This window comes from uncultured Pseudokineococcus sp., from assembly GCF_947495735.1.
Lineage (GTDB): Bacteria > Actinomycetota > Actinomycetes > Actinomycetales > Quadrisphaeraceae > Pseudokineococcus.
In genome coordinates this window covers 1-18,154 of the sequence record NZ_CANMAA010000024.1, presented here as the reverse complement: position 1 = coordinate 18,154, position 18,154 = coordinate 1, and the positions used below count along the sequence as shown (strand labels likewise).

The 18,154-nt window shown below is 73.8% G+C and carries 16 protein-coding genes and 2 pseudogenes; 10 read left to right on the top strand and 8 right to left on the bottom strand.

What is annotated here, in order from left to right; all coding sequences use genetic code 11:
• Positions 1 to 71: 71 nt before the first annotated feature.
• Both Q0848_RS18515 and Q0848_RS18510 read left to right on the top strand, forming a co-directional pair.
• Positions 72 to 260, top strand: a pseudogene (locus Q0848_RS18515) (IS30 family transposase); the annotation flags it as partial.
• 4 nt (positions 261 to 264) lie between these two features.
• Positions 265 to 600 (top strand): annotated as a pseudogene (locus tag Q0848_RS18510) (integrase core domain-containing protein); the annotation flags it as partial.
• Between the two features lie 30 nt (positions 601 to 630).
• On the opposite strand, the gene Q0848_RS18505 reads toward Q0848_RS18510, so the two are convergent.
• The 8 genes from Q0848_RS18505 to Q0848_RS18470 all read right to left on the bottom strand — a co-directional run bounded on the left by Q0848_RS18505 (position 631) and on the right by Q0848_RS18470 (position 11,799).
• A complete protein-coding gene (locus Q0848_RS18505) occupies positions 631 to 2,610 on the bottom strand; it encodes an EAL domain-containing protein (RefSeq protein ID WP_299040263.1) in 1,980 nt (659 codons plus the stop codon).
• A gap of 252 nt (positions 2,611 to 2,862) precedes the next feature.
• The gene (locus Q0848_RS18500; protein ID WP_299040261.1) at positions 2,863 to 4,845 is read right to left on the bottom strand and encodes a diguanylate cyclase domain-containing protein; all 1,983 of its coding nucleotides are present in this window, start codon (positions 4,843 to 4,845) and stop codon (positions 2,863 to 2,865) included.
• 266 nt (positions 4,846 to 5,111) lie between these two features.
• Positions 5,112 to 5,330 (bottom strand): hypothetical protein, encoded by a 219-nt coding sequence (locus Q0848_RS18495; protein ID WP_299040259.1) that lies wholly within the window; start codon positions 5,328 to 5,330, stop codon positions 5,112 to 5,114.
• A 193-nt stretch (positions 5,331 to 5,523) separates the two neighbouring features.
• Positions 5,524 to 7,077, bottom strand: coding sequence for a GAF domain-containing protein (locus Q0848_RS18490; RefSeq protein WP_299040257.1), 1,554 nt, complete (start codon positions 7,075 to 7,077; stop codon positions 5,524 to 5,526).
• Between the two features lie 288 nt (positions 7,078 to 7,365).
• The gene (locus Q0848_RS18485; RefSeq protein WP_299040255.1) at positions 7,366 to 9,597 is read right to left on the bottom strand and encodes an EAL domain-containing protein; all 2,232 of its coding nucleotides are present in this window, start codon (positions 9,595 to 9,597) and stop codon (positions 7,366 to 7,368) included.
• Positions 9,598 to 9,902: 305 nt separating this feature from the next.
• Positions 9,903 to 10,961, bottom strand: coding sequence for a YihY/virulence factor BrkB family protein (locus Q0848_RS18480; RefSeq protein WP_299040252.1), 1,059 nt, complete (start codon positions 10,959 to 10,961; stop codon positions 9,903 to 9,905).
• A gap of 113 nt (positions 10,962 to 11,074) precedes the next feature.
• Positions 11,075 to 11,311 (bottom strand): hypothetical protein, encoded by a 237-nt coding sequence (locus tag Q0848_RS18475; RefSeq protein ID WP_299040250.1) that lies wholly within the window; start codon positions 11,309 to 11,311, stop codon positions 11,075 to 11,077.
• 38 nt (positions 11,312 to 11,349) lie between these two features.
• On the bottom strand, positions 11,350 to 11,799 hold the full coding sequence (locus Q0848_RS18470) for a hypothetical protein (RefSeq protein WP_299040248.1): 450 nt from the start codon (positions 11,797 to 11,799) through the stop codon (positions 11,350 to 11,352).
• Between the two features lie 345 nt (positions 11,800 to 12,144).
• On the opposite strand from Q0848_RS18470, the gene Q0848_RS18465 reads away from it, so the two are divergent.
• From Q0848_RS18465 to Q0848_RS18430, 8 genes are all read left to right on the top strand, one after another.
• Entirely contained in the window at positions 12,145 to 12,846 is a 702-nt protein-coding gene (locus tag Q0848_RS18465; protein ID WP_299040246.1) for a TetR/AcrR family transcriptional regulator, read from the top strand.
• A gap of 233 nt (positions 12,847 to 13,079) precedes the next feature.
• Entirely contained in the window at positions 13,080 to 13,955 is an 876-nt protein-coding gene (locus tag Q0848_RS18460) for a PRC and DUF2382 domain-containing protein (RefSeq protein WP_299040244.1), read from the top strand.
• Entirely contained in the window at positions 13,952 to 14,458 is a 507-nt protein-coding gene (locus Q0848_RS18455) for a DUF2382 domain-containing protein (RefSeq protein ID WP_299040265.1), read from the top strand. The genes Q0848_RS18460 and Q0848_RS18455 overlap by 4 nt, the downstream gene beginning before the upstream one ends.
• Before the next feature lie 89 nt (positions 14,459 to 14,547).
• Complete coding sequence (locus tag Q0848_RS18450; protein ID WP_299040242.1) at positions 14,548 to 14,751, top strand: hypothetical protein; 204 nt, start codon at positions 14,548 to 14,550, stop codon at positions 14,749 to 14,751.
• Between the two features lie 86 nt (positions 14,752 to 14,837).
• Positions 14,838 to 15,533: a hypothetical protein gene (locus Q0848_RS18445; RefSeq protein ID WP_299040241.1), complete on the top strand. Its 696-nt coding sequence runs from the start codon at positions 14,838 to 14,840 to the stop codon at positions 15,531 to 15,533.
• Between the two features lie 92 nt (positions 15,534 to 15,625).
• Entirely contained in the window at positions 15,626 to 15,985 is a 360-nt protein-coding gene (locus tag Q0848_RS18440; RefSeq protein WP_366146679.1) for a phage holin family protein, read from the top strand.
• Complete coding sequence (locus Q0848_RS18435; protein ID WP_299040237.1) at positions 15,982 to 16,626, top strand: DUF3618 domain-containing protein; 645 nt, start codon at positions 15,982 to 15,984, stop codon at positions 16,624 to 16,626. The genes Q0848_RS18440 and Q0848_RS18435 overlap by 4 nt, the downstream gene beginning before the upstream one ends.
• Positions 16,627 to 17,281: 655 nt before the next feature.
• Positions 17,282 to 17,869, top strand: a complete 588-nt coding sequence (locus tag Q0848_RS18430; RefSeq protein WP_299040235.1) for a hypothetical protein — start codon at positions 17,282 to 17,284, stop codon at positions 17,867 to 17,869.
• The last annotated feature ends 285 nt before the right edge of the window (positions 17,870 to 18,154 follow it).

The following is an 18,154-nucleotide window of genomic DNA, read 5'->3' as shown; positions in this document are numbered from 1 at the left end:
CCCCGATGAGTACCTTACCTTGGCCCCCGTCGCGGCGTAGTCTCTCGTTCTCAGTCCAACTTTCGGGGTGCAGTCCACTCCTGCGCCAGTACTTCCCCAAGGGCACCGACCTGTCCCGGTGGACCCACGACGACCTGCTCGCGGTACAGGCAGCCGTCAACAGCAGACCCCGGAAGGTCCTCGGCTGGCGCACCCCCGCCGAGGCTCTCGACGAGCAGCTACGGTCGCTGCACCAGGCCGGTGTTGCATCGACCGGTTGAACCCAGTCAATTCACGTCGCTGCGCTACGGCGAACGCCTCGCCGAGATCGGCGCCGTCCCGTCGATCGGGACGGTCGCGGACTCCTACGACAACGCCCTGGCAGAGACGGTCAACGGCTACTACAAGGCCGAGCTGATCCGCGGGCCCGCCCGCCCGGGGCCATGGAAGAGCGTCGAGGACGTCGAGCTCGCCACCCTCAGCTGGGTGCACTGGCACAACACCACCCGGCTGCACGGCTACCTCGGCGACGTCCCACCACTGGAGCACGAGGCGGCCTTCTACGCTGCCACCGGGACCGACCACACCGAGGTCGACTTCCCAACGCTCGAGCCTCTATAAGAGCCAGGGCGACAGTGGTGCTGGTGTTGCTCAGGTGGGCGCGCTCGGCGCGGGGCGGTTGGTCGGGGCTGGGGTGGTTGTTGTGGGTGGCGTGGTGGGGTGTTGGTCTTCGGTGGCTGGTCGCTGTCGTGGGGGTGTGGGGTGCTGGGGTAGGTGGTCGGTGGGGGGTGCGGGGCGCGCGAGGTGGTAGCCCTGGCCGTGGGTGGCGCCGAGCTGGGTGAGGGTGTTGCGCTCGGCGGGGGTTTCGATGCCTTCGGCGACGAGGTGGGCGCCGATCTCGGTGGTCAGGCCGATGAGGGCGCGGGCGATGGCGCGGCGGGCGGGGTCGGTGTCGATGTCGCGGACGAAGGTGAGGTCGAGCTTGACGATGTCGGGGTGTAGGCGGGTCAGGTGCTGCAGGCTGGCGTAGCCGGCGCCGGTGTCGTCGATGGCCAGGCGGATCCCGCGGGCGCGTAGTTCGTCGAGGACGCGGACGAGGGCGGGGTAGTCCTCGACGTGGTCGTGCTCGGTGAGCTCGACCACGAGCTGGTGGGTGGTCTGGGTGGCGGCGGTGGTGAGCTGGTCGCGGGTGGCTGGGTGCAGCAGGGCTTGGGCGGAGAGGTTGACCGACAGGTAGCGGCCTGGGGGGAGGTGCGGCAGCCAGCTGAGGGCGGCGGCGGCGGTGGCTTGCTCGAGCTGGACGCCCAGGCCGAGGCGGCCGGCCTCGGCGAAGACGAGGTCGGGTCGGCGGGGTGCGCCGGCGGGGTCGGTGAAGCGGGTCAGGGCTTCGTACCCGGCGGGGGCGCCGGTGGCCAGGTCGACGATGGGTTGCAGGACGGTGGCGCGTCGTTGTCCGTCGAGGTAGGGGGCGAAGGCCTGCTGCTGGTTGCGCTGGTCGGCGCGGTGGTGGTTCTCGCGGGCGATCTGGGCGCCGATGAGCTCGGCGAGGGCGGTCAGGGCGCCGAGCTGGGTGCTGCTGAGGGGTTCGGTGGGGTCGGGTCCGAGCCCGCACAGGGTGCCGTAGGTGCTGCCGTCGGGCAGGGGGACGGGGACCCCGCAGTAGGCGCCGACGCCGAGGGCGTCGGTGACGGGCATCGGTCCTAGGAGGGGGTGGGCTCGTACGTCGGGGACGGTGGCGGGCAGCGTGTGGTCGAGCACGAGCCCGCAGTAGCCCTGGGTCACGTCGATGGTGGTGCCCTCGGCGAGCATGCCGGGGTGGGCGGCGTGCGGCGTTCGAGGGGTGGCGTCGGTGGTGTCGACGGCGACGAAGGTCTGGGTGCTGCCCTGGATGCGGGTGAGCGCGGTGGTCTGCAGCCCGACCGTGGTGCGGGCGGCGGCGACCAGGCGGCGGACGACCGGTGAGATCCCGGGGTGGGCGCCGGTGTGGTGGGCGTCGGTGTGGTGGGCGACGTCGTGGTCGGGGCCGCTGGTGGCCATCGCGGTGAGCAGCTCGTGGGATTGGCGGGCCGCGCGCAGCGCCCCGAGGCAGGCGCCGGCGTGCAGGGCCAGGGCGGCGACCAGGGCCTGGTCGCGGGCGTCGAAGTGACCCCGGCCGGGTGGGTGGGACAGGTAGAGCCCGCCGATGACGTCCTCGTGGTGGGTCAGCGGTGTGCCGAGCAGGGCGGCCATCGGGGTGTGCCCCGGTGGCAGGCCGACTCCTTCGCCGTGGCTGCGCAGGTCCTCCAGGCGCAGGGTCTGCCCGGCCAGGACCAGGCCGAGCAGGCCCAGGGGGCGCGGCAGGCGTGGCATGGCGGTGACCTGTGCGGTGGTCATGCCTTGGTGGGCCATGGCGGTGGGACGCCCGTCGGGGCCGGTCAGCAGGGCGATGCCGAAGCGGGCGCCGGTCAGGGCCCGGGTGAGGTCGACCAGGCGTTCGAGGACACCTTGTTTGGTCCTCTCCTGCCCGAGGGCGGCGACCTCGTCGAGGACGGCGACGAGGTCGCCGCGCTCGGGTGGACGGGTGTCGCCGCGCTCGGGTGGACGGGTGCTCGCCGGGCCAGGTGCGTGGTGGGCGTCGTCGGTGGGGTGCACTACCGCTCCTCTCGCGCCGGTCGGCGCACGGGCCGGCGGGACCCGGCCCGGTGAGCGGGCGGTGTCCTGGGGTGTGCCGGACCGGCTGGGTCGAGGGCGGTCGAGTCCCTCCACGGTAGTTGTCGGTCGGGGTGGGTGCAGGGGTGATACCTGATCGGCGCAGCGGCCGGTGGGCCACCCTGGTGGCCGAGCGAGGGGCCTGCTACCGGCGGGTGACCTGGTTGCGGTCACCGGGGTGGTCACCGGGTGTGGTCACCGGGTGCTCGGGGTGGGTGTGAGCGTTGGTCGGGTCTGCCGGGGCAGGGGGTCGGGGGCGGTGACGGTGGTGTCGCGGCCGCCGTTCTTGCCGGCGTACAGGGCTGCGTCGGCGCGGCGCATGACCTGCGCGGCGTCCTCGCCGGGGGTCCAGCGGGCCAGGCCGATGGTGCAGGTCTGCCCGGCCGGGACGGCGGCGTGGATGCGGGCGGCGACGGTGAGGGCCTGCTGGGGGGTGCAGCCGGGCAGGGCGAGGGCGAACTCTTCCCCGCCCCAGCGGGCGAGGACGTCGATGTCGCGCAGCTGGGCGGTGGCGGCGTGGGCGAAGGCGCGCAGCAGCTCGTCACCGGCCAGGTGGCCGTGGGTGTCGTTGTAGGCCTTGAAGTGGTCCAGGTCGACGATCGCCATCGTCAGGGGCTGCCCGCTGCGGCGGGCTCGGGCGGTCTCGGTGGCGGTCGCGGTGTCCCAGCGGCGCCGGTTGACCAGGCCGGTGAGGGGGTCGTGGTCGGCGGCCTGGGCCAGGCGGGCGAGCAGGTCCTCGCGTTCGACGGCGGCGGCGGCCTCGCTGGCCAGGGTCTCCAGCATGGGCGGCACGTGGTCCGGCAGGGCCGCCAGGGGTCGGTGCCAGACCAGGGTCAGCACGCCGAGGGACTCCTGCCGGTGGCTGCGTACGGGCTGCCAGGCCGCGGAGGCGAACCCGGCGAGGTGACGCACGGGCGCCGACAGGTGCGGGGCCTGCCGGACGTCGGCGAGGAAGTGCGCGCGGCCGGTGCGGAAGGCGCGGGCGGTCAGGGACGGTTCGCCGTCCAGGGCGAAGGTCGCCGGGGTGGTGTCCGCCCCGGTGCTGGCGGTGGTGGTGATGTTGCCGGCACCGTCGGGCTCGAGGAGGTGGACCAGGTCCGCGCCGGTGATCTGCTGGGCCGCGCGGCAGATGTCGGTGCGGACCTGTGCGGAGGTGTGCAGCAGCCGCGCGGCACCGGCCAGGACGCGGGCGTGCTCGGTGCGCTGGTCGGCCTCGGCGGCCTGGGCGCGGACCTGGCCCAGCAGCACCTGGCGTTCGTCCCGGCCCAGGGCCAGGACCAGGCCCAGGACGGCGACCATCCCGACGAAGGCCTGCACGAGCAGGGCCGTGAGGGCGTCGTCGTCGACGAAGGCGAACGGGCCGTCACCGCCCAGGGTGAAGACCACGGCGAGGACCCCGACGGCCAGGGAGTGCAGCGCGACCACGGTGGTGTCGAACCGCAGCGCCGCCCACACGGTCACCACCAGCAGCGGGAAGGCGATCGGCAGGGTCTGCAGCACGTCGAAGATGACGAGGTAGGCCACGCCCGAGACGACCAGCAGGCCGGTCAGCTCGCCGGCGCCGGCGCGTCCGAGCCGCTGCCAGGGCAGCTCGGCGCGCATCACCGGTGCTGGGACCGCGCCCGCGCCGCGGCGGCCGCTGCGCCAGGCGGTGGCCAGGTAGCCCACCCGCAGGCCGACGGTCAGACCCAGCACCAGGCTGACGCTGTTGCGGACCAGCCACACCGCGGCGGTCAGCGTCGACCACTGACCGGTGAGCAGGCCGGCGCCGACCACACCGACCAGCGCGCCGCCAGCGCTGGCGACGGCCGCGGCGCCCAGCAGCGCGATCAGGTGCCGGGTGCCGGTCAACGGCCGGCGGCCACCGGCCCCCCACAGGTCGGGGGCCCACCGGTGCAGCAGGGCCTGCACCAGGGTGACCTGCAGGAGGTTGGCGGCCACGAAGCACCCGGACAGGGCTCCCGAGGCGCCCGTCGCCCGGTTCAGCACGAAGGTGATCAGCGCCAGGGCGGCCACGTCGAGGACCAGGGTGCCGGCGCGGCGTTGCACGGCGAACCACACGGCCGCCACGCCCGCGGCGGGCCAGACCAGGCTGAGGCTGGTGCCGTCCATCACCGTCAGGCGCCCCGCCAGGACCGCGGCCGCGAACGCGGTGGCGAACACCGCGCTGCGTGCCACGGCGCCACCGGTCGGTCCGGGTCCCGTCGTCACCACACTTCTCACCCATTTCCCTGTGCTGGACGTCGAGGAGCCCATCGGCGGCACGGCCTGCGCCCCTGAGCCCCGGGAAGACAAGATCACCGCATGGGTCTGCCCCGTCCGTCGCCCCCGTGCGTCCCGTCCCCCCGCCCCGCAGATGACGGGCCGGTAGCGGGTGGGCGCCGCCCGAGGCCAGGGGAGTGCGGTCGGCGCAGGCGGCGGGGCGGCGGTCGCCCGCTGGCACCTCAGGTCCAGAGGGCCTCGCCGGCGGCGGGGCGGCGCAGCAGCACCGGGCTCGGGCGCTCACCGTGCTCGGGGCAGACCCATCGGGCACGGTGGCGCGTGCGGCCGGCGGCGGGTAGGCCGGGCAGGTAGTCGCAGTCCCGGCGGCACAGGTCGCACCCGCGGACCAGGACCCGGCGCCGCCGCGTGGGCGCCAGCACCGACCGCGCGTACTCCTCCATCGTGATGGCCTCCGGGGCTGCCTCGCCTTCCCCCGGCCCTGGCTCCTCCGCCGGGGACGGCGGGGGCTGCTGCGCGGGTGGGCTGGGCTGTCGGTGCTCACCGGTGTCCACGGTCCTCGGTCCCCGCGGTCGTCGTCGTGGTCGTGGTCGCGGTCACCCGAGGTCAGCCCAGGTCAGCCGAGGTCAGCCGAGGTCAGCCGAGGATGGCCCGGGTCACGGCCAGCTGCTCGGTGAGGATGCCGCTGATCATGGTCTGGACGTCGTTGATCTCGGCGACGGCGGTGTGGATCTCGGCCAGGGAGGTGGTGACGGCGTCGACGCGTTCCTGGATGGACTGCACCCGGGTGTCGACGTCGCCGGTGGCGCGCTCGGTCTCCCCCGACAGGCTCTTGACCTCTCCGGCGACGACGGCGAAGCCCTTGCCGGCCTCTCCGGCGCGGGCGGCCTCGATGGTCGCGTTGAGCGCCAGCAGCTTGGTCTGGGCGGCGATGGACTGGATGGTCGCGACGACGTCGTGGATCTCCGCGCTGGCGCGCCCGAGGGCCTCGACCTGGGCGTTGGCCTCCTGGGTCAGCGCCCCGGAGCGGCCGGCGACGTCGGTCGCGGACACCACGCCGCGCTCGACCTCCCCGATCGAGGTCAGCAGCTCCTGCCCGGCGGTGCGCAGGCGGTCCTCGGCGGCGAAGCGCTCCAGGGCCTGCCCGACGAGGAAGGCGGTGTTGCGCAGCGCGCTCATCCGGCTGTCGGCCATCAGCAGGGTGCGGGTGGCGAAGAAGTCCATCGTGCCGATCAGGTGCCCACCGACGGTGATGGGCAGGCACACCCCGGACTTGACCCCGGCCCGCTGGGCGGCGGGGCGGCGCACGCAGTCGGTGAGCTCGCCGAGGTCCTCGACGAACACCAGGTCTCCGCGCTCCCAGGCCCGCCCGGACAGGCCGACGCCGCGGGCGAAGGAGGCTGCGAGGGTGACCTGGCGGAACTCAGGCCCGGCGTCGCCGGACTCGGTGGCGAACCGCAGCACCTGGGCGGCCTCGTCCAGGCGCCAGAACGAGCCGTACTGCCAGTCGAAGTCCCGGCGGATGGTCTCCAGCGCCACCCGCAGGGCCTGCTCCTCGCTGGTCGCCGTGGTGAGCTCGCGCAGCACCGTGGAGACGGCGTCGACGTCCTGGGCGGCCTTCTCCTGCCGCACCACCTCGTGCAGGCGCTCCAGCGCCCGCGAGACCAGGACCGCGACCGAGCGCAGCACGTCCAGGCGCCCCGGGGACGGGCTCAGGTGCTCGGTGGTGAAGAAGTCCATCGTGGCCACGACGCGCCCGCCCTCCAGCACGGGGAAGCAGATGCCGCTGCGCACGCCCGCGCGCCGGGCGGCCGGGGCGCGCACGCAGTCGGTCAGCTCGGCCAGGTCGGCCACGAACACCAGCTCCCGGCGGCGCCACGCCCGCCCGGACAACCCGACGCCCTCGGCGAAGGTGGCGTCCTGGGTGACCTGCCGGAACTCCGGCCCGACCTCGCCGCTGTCCTGGGAGAACCGCAGCACCCCCGCGGCCGGGTCCAGGGCCCAGTAGGAGCCGTAGGCCCACCCGAACCGTGACCGGACCGCCTCCAGCGCCGCACGCACGGCCTCCTGAGCCGAGCCGGCGTCGCCGACGGCGCGCACGACGTCGACCAAGGCGCCCACGTCGGCCTGGTAGGCCGCCGTCTCCTCCCGCAGCCGGGCGGTGGTGGCGGTGACGGGCCTGGCGAACATGGCGGCTCCTGCCTCGGGTGAAGACCGCCCCGCCGGACGACGAGGACGGCGTGTGCCAGCTCCGACGGCCGGGGGCAGGGGCCGCGCAACACCCGCCGCCGTGGCGGACGGGCGCTGTCGTCCTCGTCGGTCATACCGGCCGGGGCCTGAGACGTTCCAGGGTCGGAGTCAGCAGGCACACGGACGCTCGCCGGGGAAGCGGTCGCTGAGGCGACGCCACCAGCTTCAGTAGCACGGCGACGCTGCTGGAGGACGGAGGCCCGTCCCGGGGCACTGACGTCTCGAAGCTCACTGCTTGAGGCCGAGGCCGATGCTGGCGCCGACGGCGACCCGACGCCCGCCGAGGTCGACGGGGCGGGCCACGGCGGCGGCGACGGCCGCGGCCACGCGCTCGGCGTCCTCCTCGGCGGTCTCCGGGTCGAGCGCCGGCAGCGCGACGAGGAACTCGTCGCCGCCGAGGCGCGCGAGCAGGTCGGTGCGCCGGATCGCCTCCCGGATGCGCCGCGCGAGGGCCACGAGCAGCTCGTCGCCCACCGCGTGGCCGTGCTGGTCGTTGACGGCCTTGAACCCGTCGAGGTCGCAGAAGAGGAGCGCGACCGCGTGGCCGGCCAGGCGCGCGTCCCACAGCGCCGCCTCCACGCGCTCCTCGAGCCGGCGGCGGTTCTTCAGCCCGGTCAGCGGGTCGGTGTAGGCGAGGCGCTCGACCTGCTCGACGAGGGCCCGGGCGCGGTCGCGCTCGGTCTCGAGGGCCCGCTGCGCCTGTACCCGGGCGGTGACGTCGTTCTGGACCCCGATGTACTGGAGCACCTTCCCGTCCGCGCCGAGGACGGGGGCGAGGTAGATCTCGTTCCACCACGGCGCCCGCTCGGGCCCCCGGTAGTTCAGCAGGACGCCACGCCACTCCTGAGCAGAGGTGATGGCCTCGCGGATCTGCTGCACCACACTAGGGTCGGTGTCCTCGCCCTGCAGGAAGCGGCAGTTGCGGCCGAGCACGTCCTCGACGGCCATGCCCGAGAGCTGCTCGAAGGCCTTGTTGGCGTAGACGAGCGGCTGGTCGGGGCGCCGCATGTCCGCGATCGCGACTCCGCTGGTGGTGGCGGCGAGCGCCCGGTGCAGGAGCGCCTCACCGGCCGGCGTGGCGACTACCGCAGGCGCTGACCGGGCGGGGGTCCCCGCTCCGCCCCCGCGACCGGCGCCCATGCGCGCGTCCTCACCGGCACTTGGTCGCTGCTGGTCGTTCTCGGTGATCGACGGCACGTGCTGGCGCGGGGCCACCCGCGAGAGCAGGCACCGCGCGGCGTCGACGACGGTGGCGCGCTCGTAGGTGAGGGCGTACTCGAACGTGCGCTGGGCGTCGGGGCCGGTGTCGCCGAGGTCGCGGGCGAGCAGGGCCGCGCTGAAGTGCGGGCCGAGGACGACGACGTCCCACTCGCCGCGGACCGCGTCGTCGGCCGCCAGCGTCGTGCCCCGCAGGCCCGCGATAGGCTCCGCGGGCAGGCCCTTCCCCAGGGCGCACACGAAGCCCGTGCGCTCGACGAGGTCGCGGTAGCGGGCGGCGGTGGCGGGCGTGAAGTGCTTGGCCTCCTGGAAGGTGGAGGCGACGACGGCGGTCTCGCCCAGGCGCAGCGCCTCCCGCTCGAGCTGCTTGCTCAGCTCGATGAGCAGCTGCTTGGGCGAGCGGCGCAGCTCGTGGTGCGCCTGCAGCAGGGCGAACGGCGACGTCGCGGCGAGGTCGACGGCGGCGCGGGGCGGCAGCACGAGCTCGCCGACCTCGAAGGCGGGAGCGGGCCCCGGCGCGGGCCGCCCGAAGAGCCAGCCCTGGCCGAGGCGCGCCCCGAGGGCGCGGCCGACCCGCAGGTGCCGCTCGTCCTCGATGCCCTCGGCGAGGACCACGGCGCCGGACGACTCGGCGTAGGCGTTGACGGCGTTCATGATCTGCGCCACGGCGGGCCCGGGGCGCTCCTGCACGAGGCGCAGGTCCAGCTTGACGACGTCGGGGCGCAGCAGCGGCATGAAGGCGAGCGACATCGCGTCCGCGCCGACGTCGTCGAGCGCGATGCCCCAGCCGATCTCGCGGACCCGGTCGACCGTGCGCAGCAGCTCCGCCGGCCGGTGGGCGAGGGCCCGCTCGGTGATCTCCACGACCACGCGCAGGTCCCCCGGGGCGCCGGCGGCGATGGCGAGGAGGTCGTCGAGCGGGGCGCTGTCGAGCACCTCGGGCTCGACGTTGACGAAGAGGGTGAGCGGCGCGAGCAGCTGCTGCTCGAGCGCTCCGCGGAAGGCGGCCTCGCGGCAGGCGGCGTCCAGCTCGGCGAGCAGGCCCTCCGCGCGGGCCGCGGCGAAGAGGTGGTCCGGGCGCTCGAGCGCGCTGCCCCGGGGGCCGCGCGCCAACGCCTCGTAGGCGACGACCCGACCGCTGTCGAGGTCCACGATCGGCTGGAAGACGCTGCGGACCAGTCCGGCGCCCAGCACTACCTCCATCGCGGCTTGGACATCGACCTGGGCGGTCTGGGCAGGCACAAATGTGGCGCCAGGCCGAGGCGGTAGACGCTGGCGACCTGAGGAGCTGGACGCCGGAGGAGAGGTCGAGTGCATACTTCCTCTCTCGTCCGCAACGCCGCGGGACTGAGCCTCCGAGGGGTCAGCGACCTGAGTGCACAAAGGAAAGGTCGCTCGCCTGGGGCAAGCCAGTTCCTCGCGCAAGCGCCGGTACACCACTCCGTCCCGCTCAGGCCGCCTAGGCTCGTCAAAGACCACGTGCGTCCGGTTCGCTGAGCGTGCGCCGCCCTCGCTGCCGCGCGCCCCTGCCCAGGGCTTACTCGGAGCTAGTCGCCTTCGCCACGCCGACGCAGTCGACGACCCTGCTCGACCACCTGGCGCCGCTTGGTGGCCTTCTTGTCGCTGGCGGTGGTGTCTCGGGGTGACAGCTGGACGGTGTCTTCGGCGGGCATGCCGGCCTGGAGCTCGCGTCCGCGTTCGACCTCGGCGTCGACCTCAGCTCCGAAGAGAAGGGCGAGGTTGGTGATCCACAGCCACAGCAGCAGTACGACGGCGCTGGCTAGGGCGCCGTACTTGGCTCCGTAGTTGCCGAAGTTGGCGACGTAGACGGCCAGGGCGACTGAGGCGAGCATCCAGACCGCGATGGCGATGAAGGCGCCCAGGCTCATCCACCGGAACTTCGGCTGCTGCACGTTGGGGGTGGCGTAGTACAGCATCGCCACGACGAGGACGACGACGAGCAGCAGGACCGGCCACTTGGCGATCTGCCAGGCGGTGACGGCCGCGGTACCGAGGCCGAGGACGTCGCCGATGGACTGGGCGACCGGGCCGCTGAGTACGAGGATGAGCAGGGCGGCCACGACGAGCAGCAGCGCCACCAGGGTGATCACGAGCATGACGGGCCGCAGCTTGTAGAAGGGGCGGCCTTCTTCGACCTCGTAGACGTCGTTCATCGCCCGGGAGAACGCGCCGACGTACCCCGAGGCCGACCACAGCGACCCGGCCAGGCCGATGACCACACTCAGGCTCAGGCCGGCGGTCGTGGTCTGGTTCTCGATGAAGCCGTTGATGGTCTGCGCGGTGCTGGAGGGGAGAAGGTCGGTGATGACTTGCTGGAAGGCGTCGAGCACGCTGGCGTTCTGGCCGAGGATGCCCAGCAGGGACACCAGCGCCAGCAGCGCGGGGAAGAGGGCCAGCACGGCGTAGTAGGTCAGCGCGGCGGCCAGGTCGGTGCACTTGTCCTTGGTGAACTCCGAAGCGGCGCGCTTGAGCACGTACCCGGTGGTGGGTTTGGTCATCTCGGTGGGGCTGTTGGGCTTGCGCTCGTCATCGGGGTGTGGCGCGGCAGTACGGCCGTGGTCGGGGTGGTTCGCGCTCTGGGTCATCTGCGCTCCTGGACTGTTGAAGGCGGTGGCCGGCGTAGCCGGGCGGGGCGTCGGGGCCGCGGGGTCGTCAGTTGCGGACGAGGACGCCGGTGTGCACTGGCACCCGGGGGTTCTCAGCGCGGGCGGCGGGTGCTGAACGGCCCCAGCGCCCGCTCTGCGTCGGGCATCGCGCGGGGCGTCGCCTCCAGCAGCTGTCGCAGCCGGCGTCCCGCGGTCTCGCGGACGGCTGGGTCGGGGTCGTCCAGGCGAGCCCGGATCGCCCTGCGGAGGGCCTGGCTCTGGTCGTGGGTCGACGCGGCGCGGTCTCCGCTGCGGCCCTGGGCCGTGGCGCGTCCTGGACCGCTGCTCATGGTGGGCTCGACCTGCCTGGTGGCCGGCGTCGTCGGGGTCAGGACTCGGCCGGGGGCAGCAGGGTGGCGTTGGTGTCGTCGGCTCGGCTGCGGGCGGTGCTGGCGGTGTCGGGGTCGACGTCGGTGTCCCCCGCCGGAGACAGCCCGTAGTGGCGGTAGAGGCCGACCTCGTGCTCGGAGTCCAGGTGATCGTCGTCGTCGCCATCGGTGGGCGCGTCCCGCACCTGCTGATGGGTCACGTCCAGGTGCAGGCGCCCACGGGCGTAGGACGCCGACGCCAGTGGCGCGAAGCGCTGGGCCGCCGTCTGGTCATGATCCTGCCCACGGGTGCTCTCGGTGTGCTGGCCGGTCACCCGCACAGACACCCAGGCCGGGGCCCCGGTGTGGTCGTCGTAGTAGATGCCCGTGACCGGGCCTACGACCTGCCCGTGCCGGTCCACGGCGGTGGCGCGGGCGACCAGAAAGGCCTGGTCTTCGGTGATGGGCATGGGACAGGGTCCTCCTGGAGCAGCGCACGGGTGAAGGACGGTGCGGACACGACCATGCCCGCCGCCTCTTCCCTTACACCGTAAGAGCCCGGGGGCGTGCGCGTCCAGGAGCCCCAGTGATGTTACCGGCGATGGACGCCGCGACGGTCGGCGCTGCAGGCGGGAGTTTGGTTCGATAGGACCCCGGTGCCCAGCACCGGGTCCCGGCGGCGGAGCCCACCTCGCCGGGTCGAGACCGGCGGAGGGGTGTGAGCAGCGGCCGTGGCACCGGCGTCCAAGCGCGAGCAGCCACCCGAGCCCGCCGGTCCCGGCGGGTGCAACGGGTCGACCCGCCGCCGCCCGCCGTTGAGCCGTAGCGCGGTCCTCGAAGCCGGGATCGACTACGTCGACCAGCACGGCCTCGGCGAGCTGTCGATGCGGCGCCTGGGCGCGTTCCTGCAGGTCGAGGGCATGTCGCTGTACCGGTACGTCCGCAGCCGCGAAGAGCTGCTGGACGCGATGGTCGACCGGGTGATGGACCAGCTGTACGCCGACCCGTCGGTGCTGCTGGGACCCGGCGACGACTGGGACGACTTCCTGCGCCGCATCGCGACCGGGGTCCGCCGCGTCGCCCACACCCACCCCCAGCTGTTCCCCCTGGTGGCGACCCGCCACCCCGCGGCCCCGTGGATCCGCCCTCCTCTGCGCAGCCTGCGCTGGGTCGAGGGGTTCTTGTCCGGGCTGCTGGCGCGGGGGTTCAGCGACGAGGCGGCCATCTACGCCTACCGCGCTTTCGGCAGCTTTCTGGTCGGGCGGCTGCTCGTTGACGTCGCCGCCGCGGGCGTCTCCCCCGGCAAGACCGTCGCCCAGGCCGAGCAGGTCACCAGCGGGCAGAGCCCGGACAGCCCCGTTGAGCACCTGCACGGCACCGAGGTCGACCTGCAGGCCTTCCCCACCATCACCCGCCTGGCCGACAAGCTCGCCGTCGAGGACCTCGGAGATGAGTTCGACGACGCCCTCGAGACCCTCATCACCCGCGTCGACCAGGCCCGCCGTGCTCTCACCTGAGGCCTCTGGCGCTGCGCGGTCCACGACTGGCGCCCTCGCCTCCAGGGCGCTCCCCGCGCCCCCACGCCAGCGACGTCGTCTTCGGTTGGCGTCACCCCCGCACCGCCCCTAGCGTCTTACGCCGTAAGAACGAAGGGGCCACGTGCTCGCACGATGCCGGGCCCTGGTCCGCGCCCGGGGCGGCACGCCGCCGCCTCGGACCTGACAACCAGACAACTCAGGAGTAGGGACTCATGGCCAGCGACCAGCAGATCCGGGGCCTGTACGCGGCGACCGTCGTGTCCAACAACGGCGACAAGATCGGTGCCGTCGAGCAGGTCTACCTCGACGACACCAGCGGTGAGCCCGAGTGGGTCACCGTCAAGACCGGCCTGTTCGGGTCGGCGCAGTCCTTCGTGCCGCTGGCCGCCGCCGCGGTCGAGGGCGACCAGATCCGGGTGCCCTTCCTGAAGGACCGGATCAAGGACGCCCCGCGGATGGAGGAGGACGGGGACCTGTCTCCCGCCCAGGAGGCCGAGCTCTACCGCTACTACGGCCTCGAGGACAGCGGCGACGCCGCGACCACCACCGGTGAGACCACCGGCACCGTCGCCGGTACCGAGACGACCACCACGACCACCGGCACGCCGGGGACCACCACGGCTGGGGCCGGTGAGGGCGTTCGCGGACAGGGCCGCGACACGAGCGGTCCGAACACCGACGACGCGATGACCCGCTCGGAGGAGCGCGTCTCCTTCGGCACCCAGGAGCGCGAGTCCGGTCGGGCCCGTCTGCGCAAGCACGTGGTCACCGACCGCGTGAGCGAGGAGGTCCAGGTGAGCCGTGAGGAGGCCGTGGTCGAGCGCGAGCCGATCACGGACGCGAACCGGGGCGAGGCGCTCTCCGGTGGCGACCTCACCGAGGAGGAGCACGAGGTCACGCTGCACGAAGAGCGCGCCGTCGTGGACAAGGAGACCGTCCCCGTCGAGCGCGTGCGCCTCGGCACCGAGACGGTCGCCGACACCGAGACCGTGAGCGCGGACCGGCGCCGCGAGGAGATCGAGGTCGACGGCGACGCCACCGACGCCGGCGCGGCGGGCCGGGGCACCGGCGACGCCGACCGCCGCTGACCGTCACGGGCACCGACGAGCGCCGTCCCCGTTCCTCCGGGACGGTCGACCGCCCGGCCGCCGGTGCGGCCGAGGTGGTCCTCTCGGAGGAGCGGGCGGTCGCCCGCCGGGTCCGCGTGCCCGTCGAGCGGGTGCGGGTGGCCAAGCGGATCAGGACCGAGACCGTGCGGGTGGAGGTCGACGTCGAGGTGCGGCGCGAGGAGCTCGTCGTCACGAGCGCGCCGGTGCCGCCCGAGGAGGGCGAGCGGCTCGCGGCCCCGGGCGAGAACGGCCCCGGTGCGGGCGACGGCGCACCGGCGGGCGAGGAGCAGGTGGTCCTCGTCCTGTCCGAGGAGGTCCCCGTCGTCGGCGTCGAGACGAGGCCGGCCGAGCGGGTCACCGTGACGGTGCGCCGCGTCGAGGGCGTCGAGCGCGTCGTCGTCGACCTCGACCGCGAGGTCGTCGACGTCGAGGGGGCCCGCGGGGCTCCCGCCGGCACGAGCACCACCAACCAGGGCCGCTGACCAGCACGGCCGACCGGCCCAGCACCACCGGCCAGCACGACCGACCAGCAGCACCGACCAGCGCCGACCGGCGCGACGAGGAGGACGACGTGCAGATCCCCAAGCAGCAGGTGATCGACTTCATCAAGAGCAAGGTGGGCGGCGACCAGGCCGGCCAGGCCGACTCCGAGCTGCCCGACCAGGTCGACACCGACCGCGACGCCGGGCTGCTCCAGAAGTTCGGCGTGGACCCGAAGGACCTCCTCGGCGGTCTGGGTGGCGGGGGCGGGCTCGGGAGCAAGCTCGGCCTCTGACGACCGCAACCGCGGTAGCCGCCGGGCCGGGATGCCTCTCGCGAGGCGTCCCGGCCCACAGCCATGACGACGACAGGAGATGCTCGATGAGCCACACCACCGACAGCGGGGATGGCACCCGCGAGCAGGCCAAAGAGGCCGGGCAGCAGGTCGCCGGCTCCGCGAAGGGCGCCGGCCAGGAGGTCGCCGGCTCCGCTAAGCAGGCCGGCCAGGAGGTCGCCGGGACGGCGAGGGAGAAGGCCGGCGAGACGGCCGACGAGGCGAGGACCCAGGCCCGCCACCTGTACGCCGAGGGCCGCGAGCAGCTGAACCAGCACGCCGGCGAGCAGCAGCGCCGGGCCGCCCAGGGGCTGTCGGCCGTGACCGGCGAGCTGCGCGGCATGGTCGACGGCAGCGACCAGCAGGGGCCCGTCACCGACCTGGCGCGCCAGGCGGCCGACCGGGTCGACGACGCGGCCCGCTGGCTCGGGGACCGCGAGCCCGCCCAGCTCCTCGACGACGTCCGCCGCTTCGCCGCGCGCCGCCCGGGCACCTTCCTCGCCCTCGCCGCGGGCGCCGGCGTCCTCGCCGGCCGCCTGGGCCGGGGCCTGAAGGACTCCGGCTCCGACTCCGGGGCCGGCTCCTCGTCGGGCACCGCCTCGACCGGTACCCCCACGACCGGCGGCGCGACCTACGGCGCCGCCACGGTGGAGCCGCGCGGGACGCACCTGCCCGCCGAGAGCGCCGGCACGGCCGGGACGTCCGCCGAGGAGCGGACCGCCCCGCGCGGGACGGCGCTGTGAGCGCCCGGGCCGAGGGCTCCCACCCCGCGGGCGAGACCGCGGACGCCCGGCACGCCACGAGCGCCGAGGACCACCGGTCGCTGGGCGAGCTGATGAGCGCCGTGACGACCGACATGTCCACGCTCGTCCGCCAGGAGATCGCCCTGGCCAAGGCGGAGGCCAAGGAGTCCGCCGCCCACGCGGGCAAGGGCGCCGGGATGCTCGGCGGCGCCGGCGTCGCCGGGCACTTCGTCCTGCTCTTCCTCTCGATCGCCCTCTGGTGGGGCCTCGGGAACGCCACCGGCTACGGCTGGTCCGCGCTCGTGGTGGCGGCCGTCTGGGCCGTGGTCGCCGCGGTGCTGGCCGTCGTCGGCCGCGGCGAGCTCCAGAAGACCAAGGGCCTGCCCCAGACGCAGCAGTCCCTCCAGAAGATCCCGAACGCCGTCAAGGGGCACGAGGAGGAGAACCGATGAGCCAGAGCCCGGAAGAGATCCGCAGTGACATCGAGCGCACGCGGGCGTCGCTGAGCAGCGACGTCGACGAGCTCGGGCACGAGGCCAACCCGTCCACCCAGGCGCACCGCCAGGTGGACCGGGCCAAGGGCCGCGCCAACGACCTCAAGGAGCGCGTCATGGGGAAGGCCCACGACGCCCGCGACCAGGCGCACTCGGCGGCGCACTCGGGCCGCGACGGCGCCGGGTCCGCGGTGGGCAGCGCCAAGGAGGCGGTGGGCTCGGCGCCGCACCAGGCCGCCGACCGCACCCGGGGCAACCCCTTCGCCGCCGGCCTCGTGGCCTTCGGAGCGGGCCTCCTCGTGGCGGGCCTCATCCCCACCAGCCGCACCGAGCAGGACGCCGCCGAGCGCGCCAAGCAGAAGGCGCAGCCGCTCGTCGACGACCTGAAGGGCCAGGCGCAGGACGCGGCGCAGGAGCTTAAGGAGCCCGCGCAGGAGGCCGCGCAGTCGGTTAAGGAGTCGGCCCAGGGCGGCGCGCAGGAGGTCAGGGGCCAGGCGCAGGACCGCGCGCAGGACGTCAAGGGCCAGGCCCAGGACCGCGCCCAGGACGTCAAGGGCCAGGCGCAGGGCCAGGCCCAGCAGGTCCGCGACCAGGGCTGAGATGCCCGCGGGGTCCTGCCGTCCTCCTCCGGACGGCGCCCCCTCCGACGACGGCCCGGTGCGACGCGCCGGGCCGTCGTGGCAACCATCGACCGACACGAAGCACATCCCCCGGACCGCGCGGCCACTGGGAGTTCCACCATCGCAACCGACGACGGCCGCATCAGCGCAAACCCACCACCCGAGCACCCGACTTCGGCTACCTCACCGCTCGCCACCATCCCCACGACGGCCAGCAGCGGGTGCCAGTGCGGCGAGGACTACACCAGACGGTGGCCCGACATCACAGCCGCCAACCTCACCGGCATCCATGACCCTCTGTGCGCTGTACGCCTTGACCGCCTCGAGCACGCCGCCCGCCACACCAGCAGGCTCCGCCACAGAATGGGACTACCGCAGGAGTTAGGCAACACCCGGCGCGCAGCGTCCGCGCCGCGTCCTGTAAGCCGACTTCCAGTCGGCGAGCCGGAGCTCGCTCAAGGCGCTGGCCACGACGACGCCCTCGCCGTCCCGCATCCGATCGTCGGCCGGAACACCGCGCCGAGACCTTCGGCTCGGAGTCACGTGCTGCTCAGGAGCCCTGGCAGATGACTCCTACGGGTGTGGCCCTCGCGTGGTCCCGATTCATGGGGCCGACGGCCGTCAGCATGGACACATGCAGGTGGACCAGCGGGAGTCGCGGTACGCGGGCCAGCCACCCGCCCGGACACGGTGGTGGTTGCTCCCCGTCGGCGCGTTGGTGACCGTCCTCGCCCTTGCCGTGCCCGCGGTCGCCGCACTGTGGTGGTGGGTCACCACACCTTCGGACGGCCCCGCCGCCGCCGCCGTCGATGAGCAGGCCATGGCCCTCGTCGAAGAGCGCCTCGCGCCGGTGCTTGATGACTTCGACGCGGTCATGCTCCCGGCCAGTAGTGCTGTCGGCACCGAAGCCGCCACCGTCGAGGGCTGCTTCGTCGACAGCGGGCAGACGCACGAACCTTCCGCGGTACGGGTCTGGGACCTGCCTTCCACTGCCACCGGGGAGCAGGCGCTCGATGCGACGTCCGCGAGCAGGCAGGCGGCGCTGTCGATCGCCGAGCAGCTGCGCGACCTCGGCTGGTCCGGCGGCCAGAGGCTCACCCCTGCCGACTGGACCGAGCTGACGCTGACCGGCGACGGGTACGACGTCACCGCCACGATCAACGCCTACGGCGACGCCATCCACCTCACCGCCGAGACCTCACCGAGCCAGGTCTGCTCGTAGCCGGCTCCCTCAGCGCTTCCGGCACGAGAGACACATCGGTCAACGACGTGCCACTGACTGACCAGTGGCCGGCGCTCTGGCCGCCAGCTGGCGACGTCGCCTAGCCGTCCCGCAGTCGATCGCTGGCCGGACAGCGTCCCGCTGTCGATCGCTGAATGGGACGTCCTTGTGGTGCTTGGTGCTTTCTCCGGGGGTGGTGTGTGTCGTGGTGTCTCGTACCGGGTCTGATGGAGGCTCTCATCGCACGGGAGGATGAGAGTCATGGCAGCACCGAGGAAGTACCCG